General features: G+C 41.8%; 17 protein-coding genes. 9 read left to right on the top strand and 8 right to left on the bottom strand.

From position 1 onward, the window contains the following. Positions 1-220 precede the first annotated feature (220 nt). Both TV75_RS12325 and TV75_RS12330 read left to right on the top strand, forming a co-directional pair. Entirely contained in the window at positions 221-2,410 is a 2,190-nt protein-coding gene (locus TV75_RS12325) for a beta-propeller domain-containing protein (RefSeq protein WP_044339078.1), read from the top strand. A gap of 159 nt (positions 2,411-2,569) precedes the next feature. Then, positions 2,570-4,138 carry a mechanosensitive ion channel gene (locus tag TV75_RS12330; RefSeq protein WP_044339079.1) on the top strand — a complete coding sequence of 523 codons (1,569 nt, stop codon included), beginning with the start codon at positions 2,570-2,572 and terminating at the stop codon, positions 4,136-4,138. A 72-nt stretch (positions 4,139-4,210) separates the two neighbouring features. Here the strand turns inward: TV75_RS12330 and TV75_RS12335 are convergent, their stop codons facing one another. Together TV75_RS12335 and TV75_RS12340 are read right to left on the bottom strand one after the other, a co-directional pair. Then, a complete protein-coding gene (locus TV75_RS12335) occupies positions 4,211-5,101 on the bottom strand; it encodes a manganese catalase family protein (protein ID WP_044339080.1) in 891 nt (296 codons plus the stop codon). Between the two features lie 22 nt (positions 5,102-5,123). Then, complete coding sequence (locus TV75_RS12340) at positions 5,124-5,348, bottom strand: YuzF family protein (protein ID WP_044339081.1); 225 nt, start codon at positions 5,346-5,348, stop codon at positions 5,124-5,126. A gap of 221 nt (positions 5,349-5,569) precedes the next feature. Here TV75_RS12340 and TV75_RS12345 point away from each other — a divergent pair, with 221 nt between their 5' ends. Together TV75_RS12345 and TV75_RS12350 are read left to right on the top strand one after the other, a co-directional pair. Continuing rightward, on the top strand, positions 5,570-7,258 hold the full coding sequence (locus tag TV75_RS12345; RefSeq protein WP_253275535.1) for an ABC transporter ATP-binding protein: 1,689 nt from the start codon (positions 5,570-5,572) through the stop codon (positions 7,256-7,258). Then, positions 7,251-9,032: an ABC transporter ATP-binding protein gene (locus TV75_RS12350; protein ID WP_044339083.1), complete on the top strand. Its 1,782-nt coding sequence runs from the start codon at positions 7,251-7,253 to the stop codon at positions 9,030-9,032. The genes TV75_RS12345 and TV75_RS12350 overlap by 8 nt, the downstream gene beginning before the upstream one ends. A 571-nt stretch (positions 9,033-9,603) precedes the next feature. Here TV75_RS12350 and TV75_RS12355 read toward each other — a convergent pair. Further along, positions 9,604-10,026 carry a pyridoxamine 5'-phosphate oxidase family protein gene (locus TV75_RS12355; protein ID WP_044339084.1) on the bottom strand — a complete coding sequence of 141 codons (423 nt, stop codon included), beginning with the start codon at positions 10,024-10,026 and terminating at the stop codon, positions 9,604-9,606. Between the two features lie 131 nt (positions 10,027-10,157). On the opposite strand from TV75_RS12355, the gene TV75_RS12360 reads away from it, so the two are divergent. Beyond that, complete coding sequence (locus tag TV75_RS12360) at positions 10,158-10,817, top strand: uracil-DNA glycosylase (RefSeq protein ID WP_156142425.1); 660 nt, start codon at positions 10,158-10,160, stop codon at positions 10,815-10,817. A 27-nt stretch (positions 10,818-10,844) separates the two neighbouring features. On the opposite strand, the gene TV75_RS12365 is transcribed toward TV75_RS12360, so the two are convergent. Then, positions 10,845-11,093, bottom strand: coding sequence for an alpha/beta-type small acid-soluble spore protein (locus tag TV75_RS12365; RefSeq protein WP_044339085.1), 249 nt, complete (start codon positions 11,091-11,093; stop codon positions 10,845-10,847). A 178-nt stretch (positions 11,094-11,271) separates the two neighbouring features. On the opposite strand from TV75_RS12365, the gene TV75_RS12370 reads away from it, so the two are divergent. Beyond that, positions 11,272-12,729 (top strand): alanine/glycine:cation symporter family protein, encoded by a 1,458-nt coding sequence (locus tag TV75_RS12370; RefSeq protein ID WP_044339086.1) that lies wholly within the window; start codon positions 11,272-11,274, stop codon positions 12,727-12,729. A 745-nt stretch (positions 12,730-13,474) separates the two neighbouring features. After that, complete coding sequence (locus TV75_RS12380) at positions 13,475-14,641, top strand: acyl-CoA dehydrogenase family protein (RefSeq protein ID WP_044339087.1); 1,167 nt, start codon at positions 13,475-13,477, stop codon at positions 14,639-14,641. Positions 14,642-14,693: 52 nt separating this feature from the next. Here TV75_RS12380 and TV75_RS12385 read toward each other — a convergent pair whose 3' ends face one another. The 3 genes from TV75_RS12385 to TV75_RS12395 all read right to left on the bottom strand — a co-directional run bounded on the left by TV75_RS12385 (position 14,694) and on the right by TV75_RS12395 (position 17,332). After that, entirely contained in the window at positions 14,694-15,767 is a 1,074-nt protein-coding gene (locus tag TV75_RS12385) for an aromatic acid exporter family protein (RefSeq protein ID WP_253275526.1), read from the bottom strand. A 114-nt stretch (positions 15,768-15,881) separates the two neighbouring features. Further along, the gene (locus tag TV75_RS12390; protein ID WP_044339089.1) at positions 15,882-16,208 is read right to left on the bottom strand and encodes a cyclic-phosphate processing receiver domain-containing protein; all 327 of its coding nucleotides are present in this window, start codon (positions 16,206-16,208) and stop codon (positions 15,882-15,884) included. Between the two features lie 182 nt (positions 16,209-16,390). Next, positions 16,391-17,332, bottom strand: coding sequence for a glycerophosphodiester phosphodiesterase (locus TV75_RS12395; protein ID WP_044339090.1), 942 nt, complete (start codon positions 17,330-17,332; stop codon positions 16,391-16,393). Positions 17,333-17,639: 307 nt separating this feature from the next. On the opposite strand from TV75_RS12395, the gene TV75_RS12400 reads away from it, so the two are divergent. Both TV75_RS12400 and TV75_RS12405 read left to right on the top strand, forming a co-directional pair. Then, positions 17,640-18,689 carry an ATP synthase beta subunit C-terminal domain-containing protein gene (locus tag TV75_RS12400; RefSeq protein ID WP_044339091.1) on the top strand — a complete coding sequence of 350 codons (1,050 nt, stop codon included), beginning with the start codon at positions 17,640-17,642 and terminating at the stop codon, positions 18,687-18,689. Positions 18,690-18,871: 182 nt separating this feature from the next. Continuing rightward, positions 18,872-20,182 (top strand): ATP-binding protein, encoded by a 1,311-nt coding sequence (locus TV75_RS12405; RefSeq protein ID WP_044339092.1) that lies wholly within the window; start codon positions 18,872-18,874, stop codon positions 20,180-20,182. A 54-nt stretch (positions 20,183-20,236) separates the two neighbouring features. On the opposite strand, the gene TV75_RS12410 is transcribed toward TV75_RS12405, so the two are convergent. Then, the gene (locus tag TV75_RS12410) at positions 20,237-20,836 is read right to left on the bottom strand and encodes a YczE/YyaS/YitT family protein (protein ID WP_044339093.1); all 600 of its coding nucleotides are present in this window, start codon (positions 20,834-20,836) and stop codon (positions 20,237-20,239) included. Positions 20,837-20,909: the final 73 nt, after the last annotated feature.

Below are 20,909 nucleotides of genomic sequence, written 5' to 3' on the forward strand. Positions count from 1 at the left end.
AGCCCCGCGGAAAGCGAGCATCCTGGAGCGGAAATCAACTAGTACTTTCTCCTCTACAGTAGCAACAAACTTTACGAAAAGAGCCTTTTTTAATTCTTTAGCAGAGCTTAGAAACAAAGTTGAACGAAATGAATCCACCTCCTGCAGAATCTGCGCGTTTGTAACATTTTCTCCCTTCCAACGTCTAATCAACAAATAGAATATATAGGAGGGGCATAGCATGAGTAAGAAATCGTATCTGCTCATTATTGCTGGAATTGTGTTGTTGGTGGCACTTGGAACGTTTATGTATAGTCAAAGACCTGTCGTGAAGGCCGAGGGAAAGATGAAGGGCGATCTTCTCGTGATGGAGAATAACTCTTGGAATCTGCAATTTTCAACGGCCCTGAATAAGGAAACGGTGACGCCCCGGAACATTTATGTAGAAGACTCCAATGGAGAGAGGATCAATGTCTCCTTGAAGTTGGATGAAAATCGAAAGACCCTGCAAATTCAAGCACCGAAAGAAGGATATCCTTCTGATCCACACAAGTATACACTTCATATTTCTCCCAAAGTGAAAACCAAATGGGGTTTTTCTTATGATGGAGATACAGAAATACCCTTTTCTGTCACCTCTAAACTACCCAGTATTCAATCCAAGGAAGAACTAACGAACTATTTTAAACAAATTTTAAAGAAAAATAAGGAAGATACGGAGTTTTCTCTGTTCGGAAGAGAAGGGAATATGGAGTCCAAATCATCGGAAGATAGCGCAGCTGGAGAGTCATCTCAATCGGAATCCATTTTTTCTGAAACGAATAATCAGGTTCAAGGAGTCGATGAAGGGGATATAGTGAAGACTGATGGAAGCTATATTTACCAATTAACAGACCGTAAGCTGCTGATTACAAAGGCAAATCCTGTGAAAGAAATGAAAGTGGTATCCTCTACAAGTTATAAAGAAAATATGCAGCCACATCATCTATTTTTACAGAATGATAAGCTGCTCGTCATCGGGAATAGCTGGTCGCCTGCACATCTTCAAGAGAATAAGCAAAAATCAATTGCTTCCACTATGCCTGTAGAAGGGACGACCGTTGCGATTTTGTATGATATCTCAGATAAAGCAAAACCATCTCTTCTCAGGCATGTTGAGCTAGAAGGTCAATATGTAACGTCCAGGAAGATTGATTCCACGGTATATTTGATTTCGAATTTGTATCCAAACTACTGGATGCTTGAACAGGGGGGGAATCCTGATCTGAGACCCCGGGTGAAAGATAGTTTAACAGGTGATGAAACGACACCACTTCCAATAGAAGATATTAAGTATTTTCCACAGTCCCATTCCCCCAACTATACCTTATTGACGGGAATGAATATGGAAGATCCCAAGGCTACTCTAAACGTTCAATCCTATCTTGGAAGCGGCGATAAAGTGTATATGTCTAAAAACAACCTTTATGTGGCTGTAGAAAAATACAATGAAGATACTATGAAAAGTTGGATCTCTTCAAACACTGAGATTTATAAGTTTTCCGTAAGTGATGGAAAGATTGAATATGCTTCATCAGGTCAGGTAGAAGGAAGAGCGTTAAATCAATTTTCCATGGATGAACATAAAGGTTACTTTCGGATCGCAACGACGAAAGGGGAGGTGTGGAACAGTGATTCCCCTTCAACCAATGCTCTCTATATTCTGGATGAGAACATGAAGAATGTTGGGGAAGTAACGGATTTAGCCAGGGGAGAACAAATCTATTCTGTCAGGTTTATGGGAGATAAGGCATATATGGTGACATTTAAACAAGTCGATCCTCTTTTTGTCATCGATACGGCAGATCCGGAGGCCCCAAAGGTTTTGGGAGAGCTGAAAATTCCAGGTTTCAGCACCTATCTTCACCCTTTAGACGAACACCATCTCATAGGGTTTGGTTTTGATACGAAAGTGGTGGGTGATGACAAAGCAACTAATGAGGAACCCAGAGTCGTTCGACAGGGGATGAAGATTTCATTATTCGATATTACAGACTTTCAGCATCCAAAGGAAACGGACACTGAAATAATAGGCGGGCAGGGTACGCACTCTTTTTTGTTAGACGATCACAAAGCGCTGCTCCATGAGCCTTCAAGAAATCTATATGGCTTTCCCGTTTCTGTTTATGATGAAAAAGAGGGAAGCCGGCATGAACTGGATTTTGACTATCAAGGTGCCCTCCTGTATGAAATCACACCTGAAAAAGGAATCGTTTTAAAGTCTCAGCTCACAGAAGAAGAAAACAGCAACAAAGAATATTACGAACAGTGGGAAGACCAGATTCGAAAACTCCTTTATATTGATGATCAGCTTTACACATTATCACATAATAGAGTGACTGCTTACTCATTAGATGATTTTAAAAAAGAAAACGCAATTGATCTCCCATGATGAAAACCCTTAAGGTGCTTCGCCTTAAGGGTTTTCTATTACATAAGACTCCCTGATGAATCATTTAGACTATCTTTTTTTGTCAGGTTTTGAAAAAAAATCTTTGGGTAGATAACTATTAGCTTTATACAATTTCCATAATTGAAGGGAGAACATCGAATGAACAATGATATAACGCAAGAATGGTACGGGTACTTAGGGAAGCTTCCTGATCTGTTATTAGCTTTATTAGTGTTATTGATCGGGTGGATCATAGCAAAGGCTGTTGAAAAAGCCGTTTACGGAATTTTAAAACGGGTGAAGATCGATGATAACCTTTATTTTGGCAGCAGGAACGGAGAAAGGAAATGGACATCGGAGAAAGTCATTAGTAAAATTGTGTACTTTATCCTTCTTGTGTTCGTGTTTATTGCCTTCTTCAATATGCTTGACTTGAACTTTATTGCTTCACCTTTGGTCGGTATGTTGAGTACGATGGCAGCAGCGATTCCAAATGTATTAAAAGCAGCACTTATTCTATTATTTGCATGGATAGTTGCTTCTGTGCTGAAGGTATTGATAGAGAAACTGGGTACGAGACCTGCGGTTAAACACACGCTGGTAAGATCTAAATTAGCGAAAGATGAGAACGATGTACATCGCTATGTCTATACGGCTGCTAGAATTGTATTCTATCTCGTGCTTCTCATATTCTTACCGGGAGTGTTAGCGGCTCTTAATATCACAGGGGTTTCAGGGCCTTTCACGGAAATGCTCCAAAACTTCCTAGGTTTTATTCCTAAATTGTTTGCCGCAGCTATCATTCTCCTTGTCGGCTGGTTTGTGGCCAAAATCGTCAGGGATATCGTCACGAACTTTTTACAGGCGATCGGAACAGAGAGAGTAGCTGAACGATTCGGCATTGGCAAGCTCTTTCAAGGAACAACGGTTTCATCGGTCATTGGTACGATTGTATTCGTGCTCATTATGATTCCGGTTACCATTTCTGCATTGGATCAGCTGGACATTCGCGGGATTTCAGAACCGGCGATAAACATGCTGAATCAGGTCCTGGTGATGCTTCCGAATATTGCGATTGCGATCTTGCTCATTCTTGCAGGAATCTGGGTTGGTAAATGGGTTGGAGCCATGGTGGCACGTTTATTGAACCGGGTAGGATTCAATTCTTTATTACGTAATATGGGTATTGGACGTATGAACGTCAATAAGAATCCGTATGAACCAGCGGGCTCATCCTATATGAATCTATCAGGACTTGTAGGTAGAGTTGTTCAGATTATCATTGTTTTCCTCTTTGTTGTAGAAGCCCTGGAAATTGTAAGATTGGAATTCCTGGTCGCTCTGGCAACGGGTGTCCTTGCTTACTTACCGCATGTATTGGCAGCCATCTTCATTCTTGGGGCAGGCTTATACTTAGGTAACTTGGTCAAGAACATCATATCCAATGTATTGAGTGATAACTTCCAAGTGCTTTCGACCATTACGAAATATGCAATCATTGCCTTAAGCTTCTTTATGGCCTTGGATCAATTAAAAGTAGCTGATTCCATCGTCAATATTGCATTTATGCTGATTCTGGGTGGACTGGCACTAGCCTTCGGTTTGGCATTTGGTCTGGGTGGAAAGGACTTTGCGCAAAAATATCTTTCTAAACTGGATCGGAAAATTGAAGAAGAAAAGAACAGACCTGATAATGGCGGAACTGATACTCCACCTTTTAATCGATAATAGTAAAACACCACATGGTCCTAATGGGATCATGTGGTGTTTTTTATTCTTGTTGAGGAAGAGGAAATAGCTTTATAAGTTCCTCAACAATCTCTTCGCAATGAGTTCATAATCATCCTTCGAGATACCAGGTGCAAATTCTTCCGGCAGGTCATCCAGGTTAGGGATCGGGGCTCCTTCAGGTGTGCCTTCGATCACCCTTAGTGGCTGCCCGTTTTCAGGATTTGTTCCCTTCCAGATTTGTGCGATATCCTTGTAGTCGTTGTCACTCCAAGTATAAAGAACATTATTAATCCCTTTTTCTTCGAATTTTACAGCTGTATCGAATTTGGAATTATCAAGGTCAGGGATCGGAAGCATCTTGGTAAGGTCCACACCCGTCGCGATTTCCAATGCCTTTGCGTAGGCCAATACATGTGTGCCGCCCCGAACTAGTAAGTACCCGATCATTTCTCTGGCAGTAGGATGGTCGGTCATCTCGTATACCCGCATTTTATGGGTTCTTGCTCCCACTTCCAAGAAGAAATTATGAAGCAGATCCAACACTAAATTTCCAGAGCTGAACACATTATCTCCCGTCCATGCCCTTCCCATGGAATCACCGGCTAAAGCCGTTTGGGCAGTGGCAATGTATTGATACGTGTTTCTGGCATCCAATCCATTTTGGAGAGGGGCGATATTAGGGTCACCGGGGAAGGTATTCCCGACAGACAACAGGTTGATTGTATTGGTTACAAGCTCCACATGACCGAATTCTTCCGCGGTAATACTGGCTACAATATCATAAAAGGGTTTAAGCTTCTTTTTCTGCCGGAAATTAAAGGACTGGAACATATAATTATTTAAAGTGGACATTTCTCCAAACTTACCACCGAGTAATTCCTGAACGGCAGCCGCGGCATTTTTGTCACCGTGTTCAGGGATGGGGAGTTCAATGAGCAGCTTATTCATTCGTTTAAACATGTCTTACCCTCCTTTTCGAATTCTATCGGTCAGCATCTTCAGAACTGGGGAAGAACCATACAATTTGTTGAGATCGAACATAGAATGGCGTTCCACTCACTTCCATGACAATGTGGTCAGGTAAAACACTTGAAAGCTTACCCCGTACAGAGCCTTCACTTGTCTGTATCACCAGAAATTCATCCATCATGCTCATCAATGCTTGATACAAATATGGATCGGTAAAAGTAGACATTTGAATATCCATCACGTCAACTCCTTATCTTTCGATTAATCGTCCCCGTCAGTATATGAAAGGGGCTTGGGCATGGTTAATCGTCCAATTGGCAGAGTGTCGAATATAATGCTTCCAACTACCACCCGGCATAAAAAAACGATATGATGATACATATATACATAATGGAAGCTTTTTGTCAGAGGGGTGTTCATTTGAAGGTCATACATTTTTTAAAGCCTTACCGTGTTGCCATGGCGGTTGCCTGGAGTTTAATGCTGGTAGAGCTTGCTGTAGAACTATTGAATCCGCTGTTTATGGCGAGGATCATCGATGAAGGTATTATGAATGGAGACTTGGACGTAGTGATGAAATGGGGCTTCATCATGGTTGGGATGTCGCTCCTTGCGTTTATTTCCGGCTTGACGAATTCATTTTTCGCCGCCCATACGAGTCAGGGATTTGGCTATGATGTGCGGGAAAGCTTATATAAAAAGGTTCAGTCGTTTTCCTTTGCTAGCTTTCATAAGCTTCCGACATCATCCCTGATCACCAGGATGACCAATGACGTGAGGCAGCTGCAGAATACGATCTTCATGAGTTTGCGCATTATGCTGAGAGCTCCGCTGCTAGTTGTGGGATCAACGATCATGGCACTCATCGTGAATGTTCGTCTTGCCCTTATTCTATTAATCGTGATTCCTTTATTATGGGCGTTCCTGTTATGGGTCTTGAAACGTGGATGGAGCCTTTTTGAAAGAGTTCAATCCCGACTCGACAAAGTAAACGAGGTCATGAAGGAAAACCTCTCCGGGATGAGACTGATTAAAGCGTATACACGAAGCGAGTATGAAGAAGGCCGATTTCATGGAGCAAATGAAGATTTGAAGGACCGGACTGTCCGGGCTCTTCGTTTTATGGAAATCATCATGCCCCTTCTGATGCTCGTGATGAATCTGGCCCTCCTATCCGTTTTGTGGTTCGGAAGTATAGATGTTGCCTCAGGTGGGGCGAGTGTTGGGGAAGTCGTAGCGATCGTGACATATGTTACAAGAATCTCCTCTGTTTTTTCAATTTTCTCATTTATCATTACGAGTTTTTCTAGAGCAAGGGCGTCCGCCGGCAGGGTAGAAGAGGTTCTGCAAACCGAGATAGATTTGAAAGACGGAGAGGAAGTACGACAGGAAAACACAGTGGTGAACGGAGAGATTGCATTCAGAGATGTGTCGTTTCAATACCCTTCAACCCGTGGGAAGGTGCTTGAAGGTGTATCGTTTAAAGTGGAGGCAGGCGAAACGGTTTCGATCCTGGGAGCAACCGGATCCGGCAAAACATCCCTGTTCCAGCTCATTCCCCGCCTGTATGATACGACGGAAGGATCGGTTGAACTGGACGGTCAATGCATACGGTCCATCCCTTTGACTCATGTAAGGAAAAATATTGGGTACGTGCCCCAGGAAGCGGTATTGTTTTCCGGGTCAGTATCAGAAAACCTCCTATGGGGAAAAGAAGATGCCACCAGGGAAGAGATGATTCAAGCTGCAAAGGATGCCCAGATCCATGATACCATCCTGAATCTTTCCCATGGATATGACACAGTTCTCGGTCAAAAAGGGGTCAACCTTTCAGGAGGACAAAAACAGCGTCTGTCGATTGCAAGAGCACTCATTCGAAAACCAAAGATTCTATTACTGGACGATAGTACGAGTGCTTTGGATCTGAAAACAGAATCCAAGCTGCTTCAAGCTCTGAAGCAATACGACTGTACGACAATGATCATTACACAAAAAATTAGTACGGCCATGGAATCTGATACGATTCTGCTCCTGGAAGATGGAGTGTTAATCGGAGAGGGGACACATACATCCCTAATAGAAGATTCCTCCCTCTATCAGGCGATTTTCCAATCTCAATTCGGAGAGGAGGAAATACATCATGTCTAGGCATGTGCGAAAGAAACTGGGGAAAAACGATAAAGCGAAAGATGCAAGAGGGACGCTGCGTCGTCTTTGGAACTATCTTTCCGAAATGAAAGTGATCCTGTATCTCGTCATTCTAATGGTGCTCATCAGTTCGGCAGCTTCTTTACTGGGACCATTCCTAGTGGGAAAAGCGATTGATGAATACATCGTCACGAAAGAGATTTCTGGATTGATTGGGCTTGTATTAGGTTTAATAGTCGTGTACATCTTTCATTCCCTGTCCGTATGGTTCCAAAATTATTGGATGATTGGTGTGGCTCAGGACACGGTCTATCGCTTGCGGAAGGACCTTTTTCATCAATTGCATCAGCTATCGATCCCCTTCTTTGATAAACGGAAGCATGGGGAGTTAATGAGCAGAGTGACGAATGATATCGATAATGTGAGTGCCACGTTGAATAGCTCGTTCATTCAAATCATATCCAGTGTTCTGACTTTAGTAGGGACCGTCACGATCATGCTTTGGCTAAGTCCGTTGCTTACCTTGATCACATTGACCATCGTACCTCTCATGGTTCTCGGCATGAAGTGGATTACGAAAAGGACAGGACGATTGTTTAAACAATATCAGCAAAATATCGGAGAGCTGAACGGCTATATCGAAGAGACGATTTCGGGGCATAGCATCATCAAAACCTTCTCCCGTGAGGATACTGCCATAAAGGATTTCGGGGAAAAAAATCAACGATTGCGAACGGCCGCATATTGGGCGGATACTTATTCCGGGTTCATCCCGAAGCTTATGAATGTGTTGAATAATTTGAGTTTTGCCGTCATTGCCGGAGTGGGAGGGATCTTCGCATTAAATGGTATGATAACCATTGGAGTCATTGTGATATTTGCTGAGTATGCCCGTCAGTTCACCCGTCCGCTGAATGAACTCGCAAATCAATATAACACGTTATTATCTGCCATTGCCGGTGCTGAGCGTGTCTTTCAAATTTTAGACGAAGAGGAAGAAGCGAAGGATGAGGAGGATGCCGTGGAAATCAATTCCGTTAAAGGGAAAGTGGAATTCCGTCATGTATCCTTTTCCTATGAAAAAGGGGATCAAACGCTTGAGGATGTATCCTTTACGATTACACCGGGTGAGACCGTTGCATTGGTCGGACCCACAGGAGCAGGTAAAACGACGATTACCAATCTGCTCTCTCGTTTCTATGAACTGAATGAAGGCACCATTGAGATTGACGACCTGAATATACAAACCATCAAACGAAAGAGTCTTCGCCAGCAAATGGGATTTGTCCTGCAGGATAGCTTCCTGTTTCAAGGAACGATTGCAGACAATATCCGTTACGGCAGACTCGATGCGGACGATGAAGAAGTAAGGGAAGCGGCGAAATTGGCCAATGCCCATTCCTTCATAGAGAAAATGCCTGAGGGCTACGATACTTTATTAAGACATGATGGCAGTGGGATCAGCCAGGGACAGAAACAATTATTATCCATAGCACGAGCAATCCTTTCAAATCCGTCCATCCTTATTCTTGATGAAGCTACGAGCAGCATCGATACGATTACAGAGCTGAAGATTCAGGAAGCCCTCAAGCGATTGATGAAGGGGAGGACAAGTGTAGTGGTGGCCCACCGTCTTAACACCATCCGCCAGGCCGATCAAATACTGGTCCTTGATCAAGGAAAGATCATTGAACGGGGGTCTCATGATGAGCTCTTGAAACAGAAAGGGTTTTATCATGGGTTGTATCATAGTCAGTTGAAGGAAAGCGGCTGATGGGTTATGTGAATCTTCGCGGGAATTCCGGTTTTGAAAATAAATCCTGAGATTTGAAAATAAAATCGTGGAATTGAAAATAAAATGCGAGATTTGAAAATAAAAGTAGAGATTTTGAAAATAAAATGAAATTCGACTGGGGAACAGAGGGAAATACGACCATCAATTCATACAGAACATAAAAAAACACCTCAAAAGTCAGCACTTTTGAGGTGTTTTTAGCTTGTAGAGGGGCTAAATCATCCCGTTAGCGATCCCTCTGGTATTGCCTTAATCGGATAAAGGCAACTCTGTAACTTGCAACATCACAAGTAATATATTTATATCTTGAACGTTGTTTGCAGATAATAAACAGCCGCGGGCAATTCCTTGAGTCGTTTGATATACCTAAACGACGTAAGCCCTACCTCTCTTACATCCTAACGGCTCCGAAGCCGATCCAGTGTGAATAAGTTGTTAAATCAAAACAGAATAGAATTACGAATTATCTTCTCTATCGTTTCAATGTATGTTACAAGATTACAATAATTAAATATAACATCCATACTGAAACGTGTCAAGGGAATCTTGATTATAATTCAAGTGACTGCGGCGAATCCTCATCATCGTTCATTAAGCGGATGGCGGTGGGCTGAATTTTTAAGACGATGTAATTCGGATCGTCCGGCCCTTCAAACCATCTCTTCATATGCTCATTCCATACTTTTTCCTTGTAATGGGCAGAATCCTCTATTGAAGCGCGCCCTTCGACTTCGACAAAGGTATCCCCGTAGCCTTCTCCTTCATAACCAAGCAGGATATGAACGTTGGGGTTGTCCTCGATTTCATCTGTCTTATGCGTTTCCTTGCTTGTTGGCGTATACAGGGTCAGATCATCATGAAAAAAGGTCATATAACGGGAATGAGGCTTATTATTTTTAACCGTTGCCAGCGTCCCGACTTTACTATCCTCAAGGACCTTTAAGATTTGCTGTTTCAGTTCATCTTGTGACACACAATCCATCTCCTTTAAATGATCATTTATTTATATCCATACTATTCCTTTTCTATAGATGAAATAAACATGGGAATGTGTACTTCTGGTGCTATCCGGGAATAACGGAAATAACAAGGAAACAAAGGATGATGAGCGTGATACCGAAAGAATTAGTCGACATCTGCAAGAAGAGGATGGAACCATATGCCTGTGAAGGATTTGTCTACGGTCGTGGTCCGGGTCACCCGACGATTATGATTGTGGGAGAAGCTCCCGGAGAAACCGAGATTCACAATGGAATGCCATTTAGCGGGAGGGCAGGAAAAGTCCTGGATGAGTTCTTTCGTTATTTAGAGGTTCCACGGGAAGACATTTATTTTACCTCGACGGTCAGAAGCAGACCTTATAAAGTTATCCCTAAGAAAGTAGGGGAGAACGAGGTCATAGAGAAGAAGTACAATAGGGCCCCGAATATGAAGGAACAGTTGGCTCATGCACCCATTCTGGATTATGAGCTGCAGCATATTAAGCCGAAACAGCTTGTGACATTGGGGAACATCGGGTTACAGAGGCTGCTGGGGAAACAATATACCATTTCTCAAGTACACGGCCAACTCATTCAATCGAAAGTCAGACGCTTGAAAAATCTCCAGTACAATGAATGGATCATGAGTGATGAAAGCTATTCCATATTTCCAACCTTCCATCCCGCCTCGATTTTCTACAATCGCTCTTTAGAAAAAGAAATATACAAAGACCTGGATAAATTGAAAGAAGCTCTGTGGGGGAATCATTCAAAAGGAGGCTGACATTTCGGAGTGTCAGCCTCCTTTACGCTACTTCTTGTTTAAATTCTCCTGAGCCATTCTCACAAGTTCCTTCACCATATTACCGCCGATCCTTCCGCCTACTTTTCCTGCTTGCTCCGATGTTAACTTTCCGTTATATCCTCTTTGAAGAGGAATGCCTTGCTCTCTCGCCATTTCATATTTCGCTTCTTTGGGATCTTGCGTACCAGAAACTTTGGCTTTTAATTGATCCATTGCAGCTCTGGATTCTGGTACAAGAAGTTTTCGTTTCGACATATTTTCACCCCTTTTTTAGATTGCCCAAATATTTTTTTATAAGTATAAAGTGTTGGAATATAAGGGTTTTTCCACGATAAAGAAATTTTCGTCACAAAAAAAGATTGTCTAATTTGTGTCAAATAAAATATAATTCTTAATAGTTAGATTATTTTTATAAAGAAAAGGGGGAAATGCCATGGAAGAATTAGTTGGCAAGTTGGTAGGAATACTTTGGTCTCCGGTCATGATTTACTTTTGTTTGGGTGTAGGCTTATTATTTTCTATTTTAACGAAGTTTTTACAAGTCAGGCTCTTTAAAGATATGGTTGTTCAAATGTTTAAGGGTGGAAGCTCCAGTGCAGGGGTATCCTCATTCCAGGCCTTGGCGCTTTCGTTATCTGGACGTGTCGGGACAGGTAACATCGCCGGTACTGCAACGGCCATCGCTTTCGGTGGTCCAGGGGCGGTATTCTGGATGTGGACGATTGCATTTATCGGCGCAAGCAGTGCCTTCATTGAGTCCACACTTGCTCAAATTTACAAAGTGAAGCAGGACGGGGAATACCGTGGAGGACCAGCCTACTATATTGAAAAAGGGATCGGTTGGAAATGGTATGCCGTACTATTCTCACTTGCTACACTGCTCGCAATGAGTATCTTAATGCCTGGGATTCAATCGAACTCCATCGCATTAGGACTTGAAAATGCATTTGGTCTCAGCACAACAGTAACAGGCATCGGTCTTGTGGTGTTAATCGGGGTCATCATTTTCGGTGGGGTCAAACGTATCGCTGGGGTAGCTTCTTACGTAGTCCCATTTATGGCCATTGCATATATTCTTCTATCTCTTATCATTGTTGGAATGAACATTACTGAAATCCCTGCAGTTTTTGCTCTTATTTTCAAGAGTGCCTTCGGTTTTGATTCAGCATTCGGAGGAATCATCGGGATGGCCGTATCTTGGGGAGTAAAACGCGGAATTTATTCCAACGAAGCAGGTCAGGGTACCGGACCACATGCTGCAGCGGCAGCTGAAGTGTCCCACCCTGCTAAACAAGGGCTGGTTCAAGCCTTTTCCGTTTATATCGATACCCTTCTTGTTTGTTCGGCAACAGCGTTCATGATTTTGTTTACGGGCTCATTCAATACAGAAGCTCCTGATGGAACGATGCTTGCAAACAACTTGGAAGGAATTGAAGCCGGTCCTGGTTATACACAGGCAGCCATAGAATCAGTCATTCCTGGATTCGGAGCATCATTCGTCGCGATTGCATTATTTTTCTTTGCCTTTACCACAATCATGGCTTACTATTACATGGCTGAAACGAATGTCGCTTACTTAATGAGAGGAAAGAATTCAAAAGTGGCGATGGCCATCTTAAAGGTTGTCCTGCTTGCGGCCACATTCTATGGAGCAGTAAGAGAAGCCGCTTTAGCATGGGCACTTGGTGATATCGGTCTTGGAATCATGGTCTGGTTGAACTTAATCGCCATCCTTATCCTGGCCAAACCTGCCTTGAAAGCCCTCAAGGATTATGAAGAACAGAAGAAACAAGGTCTTGACCCAGTCTTTAACTCTAAAAAGCTTGGTATCAAAAATGCAGAGTTCTGGGAGCAAGAGTACAAAGTAGAAGATAAAGAAAATGCATCTTAATCTACAAAAGAAACCTGTTGCCTATACGGCAGCAGGTTTTTTTCGGCTAATACAGTCCGTATTATTTAGAAACAGGACTCTCAATCCTGGAATAAAGCCGGTCACCGACGTATTTCTGAAATGCATACATAAGCAATGATTTAATGAAAAATAGGACAGTTAACTGGTATTGCTTTAAATGGATCATCTTCCACACACCAAGTTTTTTGAATAAGGAGTAAAATGGGTATGTGAAGAACATATCAACCAGAAAATTGACTAGCACATAAAGATAAAAATTTTTATAGGTGAATTTGAGGATCCAAACAGAACCACTCAAAAAAACCCCAATCACAAAAGGCATGATACCATTCACTTTCGGGAAAAGCCTGGTGGTTATGGTCCACCATTTCATCCTTTCTGCAAAAACATTTTCTGAATAAACGAGTAATGACATAAACATAGAGGCAGGTAAATATTTTTTTAAGCTCTCTTTTCCTGATAATAAGAGGAATACCCAAGAAACGAGCATCAGAATAATTAGATAAAGCTTATTTCTTTTGTTAACCACAGTGATTCCCTCCTAAAAAGGATGACGAGATATCTTAATATTAGATTGGTTTAGTAAAAACAGATTTATACAGAAAAAAGTAAAAATGTATTCCCATCTGATTAGTAGACAATATCTTTGAGTTAGACTTCTAAATTGATTATGATAATTAAAAGAAGTGGAAAAAAGTGATCTTTATCTGGAGGTGCTATTTCAATGGATTTATATGAACCGTATATACAAAGTGACCGGCAAAGAAAGCTGGTAGATTTAGCTGGTGAGCTGGCTGATGCGTTTGATGAACGGGGTGAAGCGTATGACCGTGAAGATGCCTTTCCTTATGAAAATTTCAACGACCTGAAGAAAAAGGGATTTGGAACATTATCTCTTCCTAAAGAGTACGGAGGGGAAGAAATCAGCTTATATGAGCTGGTGATGATTCAAGAAAGGCTTGGTACAGGGGACGCAGCAACGGCTTTGTCCATTGGCTGGCATCTCGGGGGATTGATGGAACTGACGGAAACCCGGACGTGGAATGAAGAGGTGTTTAAGGAGCTTTGTGAGGAGATTGTAGTAAACAATGCTCTCATTAACAGGGCAGCATCTGAACCGGCAACGGGTAGCCCCACTCGTGGAGGACTTCCCGAAACCAAAGCCGTGAAAACGGAAGGGGGATGGAAAGTAAGCGGAAGGAAATCCTTTACTTCTATGGCGAGAGTTCTGGATTATTCTTTAGTATCAGCAACAATCGGTGACACAGAAGAGAAAGGATTCTTCCTGGTGCAACATGACCTGGAAGGAGTAAGCGTTGAGGAAACATGGGATACGATTTCAATGAAGGGAACGGGCAGTGATGATCTCGTTCTGACAGATGTCCAACTCCCATCTTCTGCCCTTGTAGAGCGTGATAGTGAAAATCCAAGAGGGAAGAATGACCTTCCTAAAGCATGGCTCCTGCACATACCGGCATGCTATATAGGAGTTGCGATTGCAGCACGCAACCATGCCATCCAATTTGCAAAGGACTACTCACCAAACAGTTTACCGGGGCCTATCAAGGATGTACCTGAAGTTCAACGGAAAATCGGTGAAATCGAATTAGAACTATTTAAGGCAAGGCAGATTCTTTATTCAGTAGCTGATAAGTGGGTAAGGGAGCCTGAAAAACGGGTAGATATGGGGCCGGAGCTTGCTTCTGTAAAACATGTTGTGACGAACAGTGCATTCCACATTGTCGACATCGCCATGAGAATCGTTGGAGCAAAAAGCCTTTTTCGTTCCAATCCAATGCAGCGTTATTATCGTGATGTCAGGGCCGGCCTTCACAATCCACCCATGGATGATATGGTGATTGGAATGTTAGCGAACAACGCATTGAAATAGGTTTTCAATAGAAAAGGTATAGACAGAATTCTGTCTATACCTTTATTTGTATCTATGGGTGTAACGTTTTCTCCAAGACGGTTTGATGTTGAGCTTCTAACACATGTATTTCACTTAGCTCCTCTATCAGGTCATGAATGGATAGTAGCTCGTATAGCATGACTGTTTCACAGGAAAAATGATGCTTCATGGATTGAAAAGGTTTCGTATGAAGCTCCTCTTGATCTTCCCAGAATTCCTCCAGGAGGTCTTTCATGAGGGTGAAATGCTGCTCAGGTATGTGGAACGATGGGTGATGCATGATTCCTTTCAACGATTGAGTCGCATGCAGGATCCGATCTTTTTCCTCTTCACTGAATGTGTACTGAACAGGTAGATAAATCAGGTTTCCTATATGAAAAAGGATTTGTCTCAACAGGTTAAGCTTTTTGTACTCATAATGGAAATACCTCAACTCCTGACGACTGGAGCGGTGAAGCTTCCATTCTTCCTTTTGGTATTCGCAAAGAGTTTCCGTCGATTCGATATCTCTCAAAATATCATTGAAGATTAATTTTGTATCCCGGTGAAGAGAGTGGTTCTGAAGAACTTCAGATCCTCTTTTTTCTAATAAATTGCCCGTTTTGAAATAGAGATTATGAATCTTGTTTGTAATCGTGTTCGAGTATTTTGGTGGAAGGATCCACAAGTTCACTAGTGTAGACACAATCAGCCCGATGGTAGTCGTGCCCAGACGAATGAAAAAGGTAGCTACATAGTGATCATGTATGGTGGGAATCATGGCAATCCCTGTTAATGTGGCGACCAGGATGCCTGCCCCTAAATGAAGTTTGTGGCAGGTGATGATTGTGAGCAGTGCGACCAGTGCATATGTAATGGGGTGATCCCCGAACGTGGAAGCAATGATCACTGCAAATAGTGCTCCTATCGCCGAAGCGGGAAAACGAATGAATGCTTTTTTGATTGAATTGGCTGCTGTTGGCTCGATGGTGACTATGGCTGTAATGACGGCAAAGGTCGCTGGCCAATTTAAAAGTTCGCAAACAATAGCCGTTAAAAAAACGGCGATACCGGTTTTGGCTATTCTTCCTCCGACAAATTGAAATTTTTTCAGAAACTCCATCATTTAACCCTCTTTTTTAAATTACTGTCGCCTTCATTATAAAGTAAGAAAAACCCAATTGAAATGAATGGACAAAAAAAGAACTGTTCGGGGAACAGTTCTTTTTTATATGATAACTCATCTGAGAGGTAAAGGACGTAATAAAATCTTAATTGATTTAGGCATCTTGTGTTCACTCTGAGCCTCTTTTAAATACTTGAACATTGCTTTGCCTGCAACAGAGTTAGCGGAATGAATCGTGATCCGTTCTGCGAACAGCTGTTTTTCCACCATGTAGTGAACGAGCATTAATCCATTACGGGTCTTACTTTCTAAGTCATGATCTAATGAAAGATGAGCGATAGAAAAATTCAGAAGCAGGTCAATACATTCATCGATGTCTTTCGCGAGAATGTACCCTTGTGGACAGTGGCGATAATCGTCTAAAAATACATTTACTGTCATATTAATTCTTCTTTCGTCATTTGACTTAATTTAAGCCTAACAGAGATTGACTTTTTTCTATATAGGTAAATAGTATGATTAATACAAATATATTTGTAATTTTTTTGTTGGTTTATGGGGGTTAATCTTTATGCGTTTTATGAATGATAGAGGGAAATGACTATTTTCCGTTAATGGAATATTCACCTTTTATCTAGTACTTCCATCAAAAGATCCGGGCGATCTGTGATTATACCGTCTGCTCCCCTTGTTACGAGCATTTTCATGGTTTCTTTGTCATTAATCGTCCAATAATGAATGTGAATGCCCTTACGGTGAGCTCCCTGGATCAGTGTTGACCGGGTCAAGTCAATATTCCGTTCTTGAAGAGGAAGCTGGAAGGCATCGACAGTGGGCTTGTAAAGATTCCTAAGAAAAAAAGTATGAAGGAGGACGAATTTTTTCGCTTCTTGTTTTCCTCCTTCAGTGGCCACTCTTCCTTTTGAATATGTTTCAAATAGATTAATAATGTTCTGATCGAAAGAAGCGATAAGAACTTTATCTTCCATATCATATTCTTCGATGAGCCCCATTAACTTTTGTACGATTTCCTCCATCCTTGTATCAGGATTGTCGTCTTTAATTTCAATGTTCATTCTCATGTTGGGGAATCTTTGAAACACTTCTTCAAGAGTAGGAACGTATACATTCTTTCCGCGGAATGAGTATCCACCATTTAAGTCTTGAAAGGTGTAAGCAGCATCAAGTCTCTGAAGCTCTTTCAGCGTATAATCTTTAACAAATCCACGGCCGTCCGTTGTGGCATCAACGGTCGGATCATGAATCGTCACCAAATGACCGTCTTTCGTAATATGTATATCGGTTTCGATTACGTCCACTCCCAAATTTACGGCAGTCTGAAATGCCTCGATTGTGTTTCCGGGAGCTAGATGTTTTCCTCCCTGGTGAGCAATTACAAGGGGCACGCCATTTTCTTTTTGTAGGAATGGGGGTGGATTCACTTTTTTGACTGGGAGCCAGTACACAAAAGTAGAAAACATCATAAGGAAAGCAATGACCATCGCGATCATCATCAGCCGTTGTTTTCTGGGAGGTTTCGATACTTCGAGATTTGAATTTTTCATGGACTGTCATCCTTTTATAGGGAAGATTCTTATCTTCTATTATAATTATGACTTTGTTTATTTAGGACAATAAATTAGGGTATTTTTGTTCGAGTTTCCTGGAGCGTGAATGAACCACTGCTTTTTTCCTTAAGGTAGCCAAAAACTTTGAAAGAGAGCCGTACGAAAAGAGGAATCTTTAGAAGGGAAGGGTCGAGATTATGAGTTTTTTACCTTTTGAAGTAAAAAGATTACGTTTGAATGATAAAATATATTGCTTTTAGAAGTAAAATGGATTACTCTATAAAGTAAGGAGGGGATATTTACCATGGAAAATAATATAAGGTTGAATGTATCTTTGCTGCGCCGCCGTGTACCCAATCTCACGTCAGCTGCCAAAACGGTGGGGCTAAGGCCTGCGACGGTATCAAACTTGTGTACCGGAAAAATTTCTGTAGGTCGCGCCGAAGTGAAAACGATGGTAACGTTAGCGAATTTGGCCAACTGTACGCTGGATGAACTAATTATTCAAGGAGGGAAATTAAGTATGATTGAAACGGGGATTAAATCGCTTGATTTGTTTGCTCCAATTGTTCAAGGTGGTACGAATGGATTCGTGGCCAGATCACAAGTTGGTCAATTTGTTGTACTGGCAGAATTGACGAAAGTACTAAAAGACAAAGGCTACCAATCGATTTTATTGACATCAAATAAGACGTTCCCTGGGGTGAGTGATCTTGAGGTTTTTGTCGATTCGAAATGCCATACGATAGAAGATGCATTTGCAGAAGTTGCCCTTGTTGAGAACAAAGAGAGTATTCTTCTATATGTTGATCGTTCCTTTATCTTGTCAGGTGACCTGTATGAATTAAGAGAACGATTCGAAGCAGAGAGTTACCCTGAAATCACCACCATTTTGTTTGACCCAAGTGGAGAAGCGGTTGATGAAGATGACCCGTTCGGTCCACTCGATACCTTATGCTACTTCGACATTGATCTGGCTACCCGGGGCATTTACCCAGCCATACATCCCGTGCAATCTACATCGATTTTAATTGAAGACGATACTCTGGACGCAACCCACACGACTATTCACAAGAAAGCAAAGAAACTACTAAGGCGTTACAAAGAAATACGCGTACTGATGAACACGATTGGTAAAGACAAAATACCTGAAGCAGATCTCGAACTATTTCATATCGGAGAACGATTGGAAGCCTACTTGAGTCAGCCATTCTACGTAGCAGAAGAATTCACCAAAACCAAAGGTCAAACAGTCCATATCCAACACACCATCCAAGACATCCAAAAGATACTCCAAGGCAACTACAACCATATCAAACCAACAGATATGACCTACAAAGGGAAACTGAACTGAGGGACGGACCTTCAAATCACCTTAATGTAAATACAAATCGGATAGGGGCGGGCCACGACAGAAAGTCGAGGTCCGTCCCTTGACCGTTACTTTTTTCTTAATTTTGTGTAAGGTGAAAGAGGATTTCCGAGGAATTTGTCGTATGTGTAAAGTAATGACTTTATTTAGTAGGAGACAATTCGATGATTATCGAGAAATTATTATTACATGTGTTGATTATATTGGCTCCTGTTCTTATTCAAACCTCACTTCTTGAAAACCATAGGTTAGGTAAATCTCCTGTTTTTATCGGTGTATTACACGGGGTCGCCGCGTTTATGTGCTTGATTTTTGCTTATGAAAGCTTCGGATTGTACTGGGATTTCCGTTACATTCCATTGGTTCTTTCGATGTTATATGGAGGGCGAAAAGCCGGGGTCATTGTTCTCTTCTTTATTTTAACCGCACGGGTGATTAACGGCGGAGATGCCATCGTTTTCGGTTTTGTCAGTGCATTTTTAGCAGGAACCCTGCCTTTTCTTATTTCAAACCGCTTCTGGACGTTTCCTCCAAAGAAACGGGTGACTTTTGCCGTGTTACTTGGATTCTGGCCTGCCCTGGTAATGTTAGGGATTCTTCTTTCCTTCGCTTTCATCTCTGGTGTTCCTGTTTCGGGTAATAAAGAAATGGGCATCTATGTTCTTATATTCGGTGGGATTCAGGTGTTAGGGGTAGGAGTTGCAGCGCAGCTCAATGAGTGGATGATCGAGAAAAGATTGCTGCGAGAAGAAATTTTGAAATCTGAAAAGCTCAATACATTGGGAGAGCTCGCTGCTTCGATTGCTCATGAAGTCAGGAACCCTCTAACCGTCGTCAAGGGGTTTCTACAATTAATGAAGAAACAGGTGACAGGGGATCATGATGAATATTTGAAGATTGTATTAAGTGAGTTAGGCAGGGCAGAAGAGATCATTAATGATTACTTGAATTTTGCAAAGCCTGAGTTCGAAAAGTTAGAGAAAGTAAATGTGAAAGACGTTCTCTCGGATGTCACAGTTCTCCTGAATGCCTATGCCCTGAAGGATGGTGTATACCTTGAGGCTTGCCTGAAAGAGGATGGTTTTCTATTAACGGATCGGAATAAATTAAAGCAGGCATTCGTCAACATCATAAAGAATGCCATTGAGGCCACTCCACCTCAAGGAAAAGTAACCGTAAATTTGGAAGTCACCCATACCCAAGCGGTCATTACGGTAGAAGACACAGGAAAAGGGATGACAAAAGAACAAATCGCCAGACTTGGAACGCTATTCTTTACAACAAAAGACCATGGTACCGGTTTAGGAACCTCAGTGTCCCTGAGGATAATTGAAGCCATGGGTGGTCATATTCATTATTCAAGCATTGTGAAAAAGGGAACAGTCGTCACAATCAATCTTCCTTTGAACAAAGACAAGGTTGCAAAATTCGATTCGAATCTTGCAAACACGCATATGAATAATCAAAACGCTTAGGTGATTGTCTAAGTGTTTTTTATTTTATCTAGAAAGTGGAGAAAATAAAATCACTCAACTCCATTTCCCGTACATACGTTCCATGATAGGATAGAAGATATGAATGATAAAACCTAACGTACAGGCGACAATCACCGTTCCAATGCCAACAGCCCCATGAAACACCATGGCGAGAGTGATGGCGATCGCTTCGTTTAATAAGCGTGAATTGCGTAAATTCAAACCGAATCTGCGGTGAATCGCCACCATGAAGGTATCCATCGGACTTGAAGGAAGCTTGGCTTGAAGGTAAATGGATATTCCGATACCTAATAGCAAAATGCCAGTCAGAACGAGAGACAACTGTTGAATAAACCCTACCGGTTCAAGTGTTTTAAGACCGACCGAAATCCAATAATCAACCATCATTCCAATCACAAAGATCGAGAGGGCAGCTAACCATTGAATGGGTTCTTTTAATAACAATGCGTTTATACAAATGAGAATACATCCATTGATAAATATGCATGTCCCGATCGAGAGGTGGAACAAGGCAGACTCCCCTACAGCAAGTGCATCCCACGGAGCCGCTCCCATATCTCCTTTAATAATCAGTGAAACACCTAATGATAGTGATAGTAATCCTATACAGTAAAAGATGAATCTTGCCTTCATTCCCGAATCCTCCGTTCAAAAAAGCTTGTCTAATATATATGTTCACTGAAAAAAAGTTAGAATGATAATTTAT

The organism is Rossellomorea aquimaris (genome assembly GCF_000935355.1).
Classification (GTDB): Bacteria; Bacillota; Bacilli; order Bacillales; family Bacillaceae_B; genus Rossellomorea; species Rossellomorea aquimaris_B.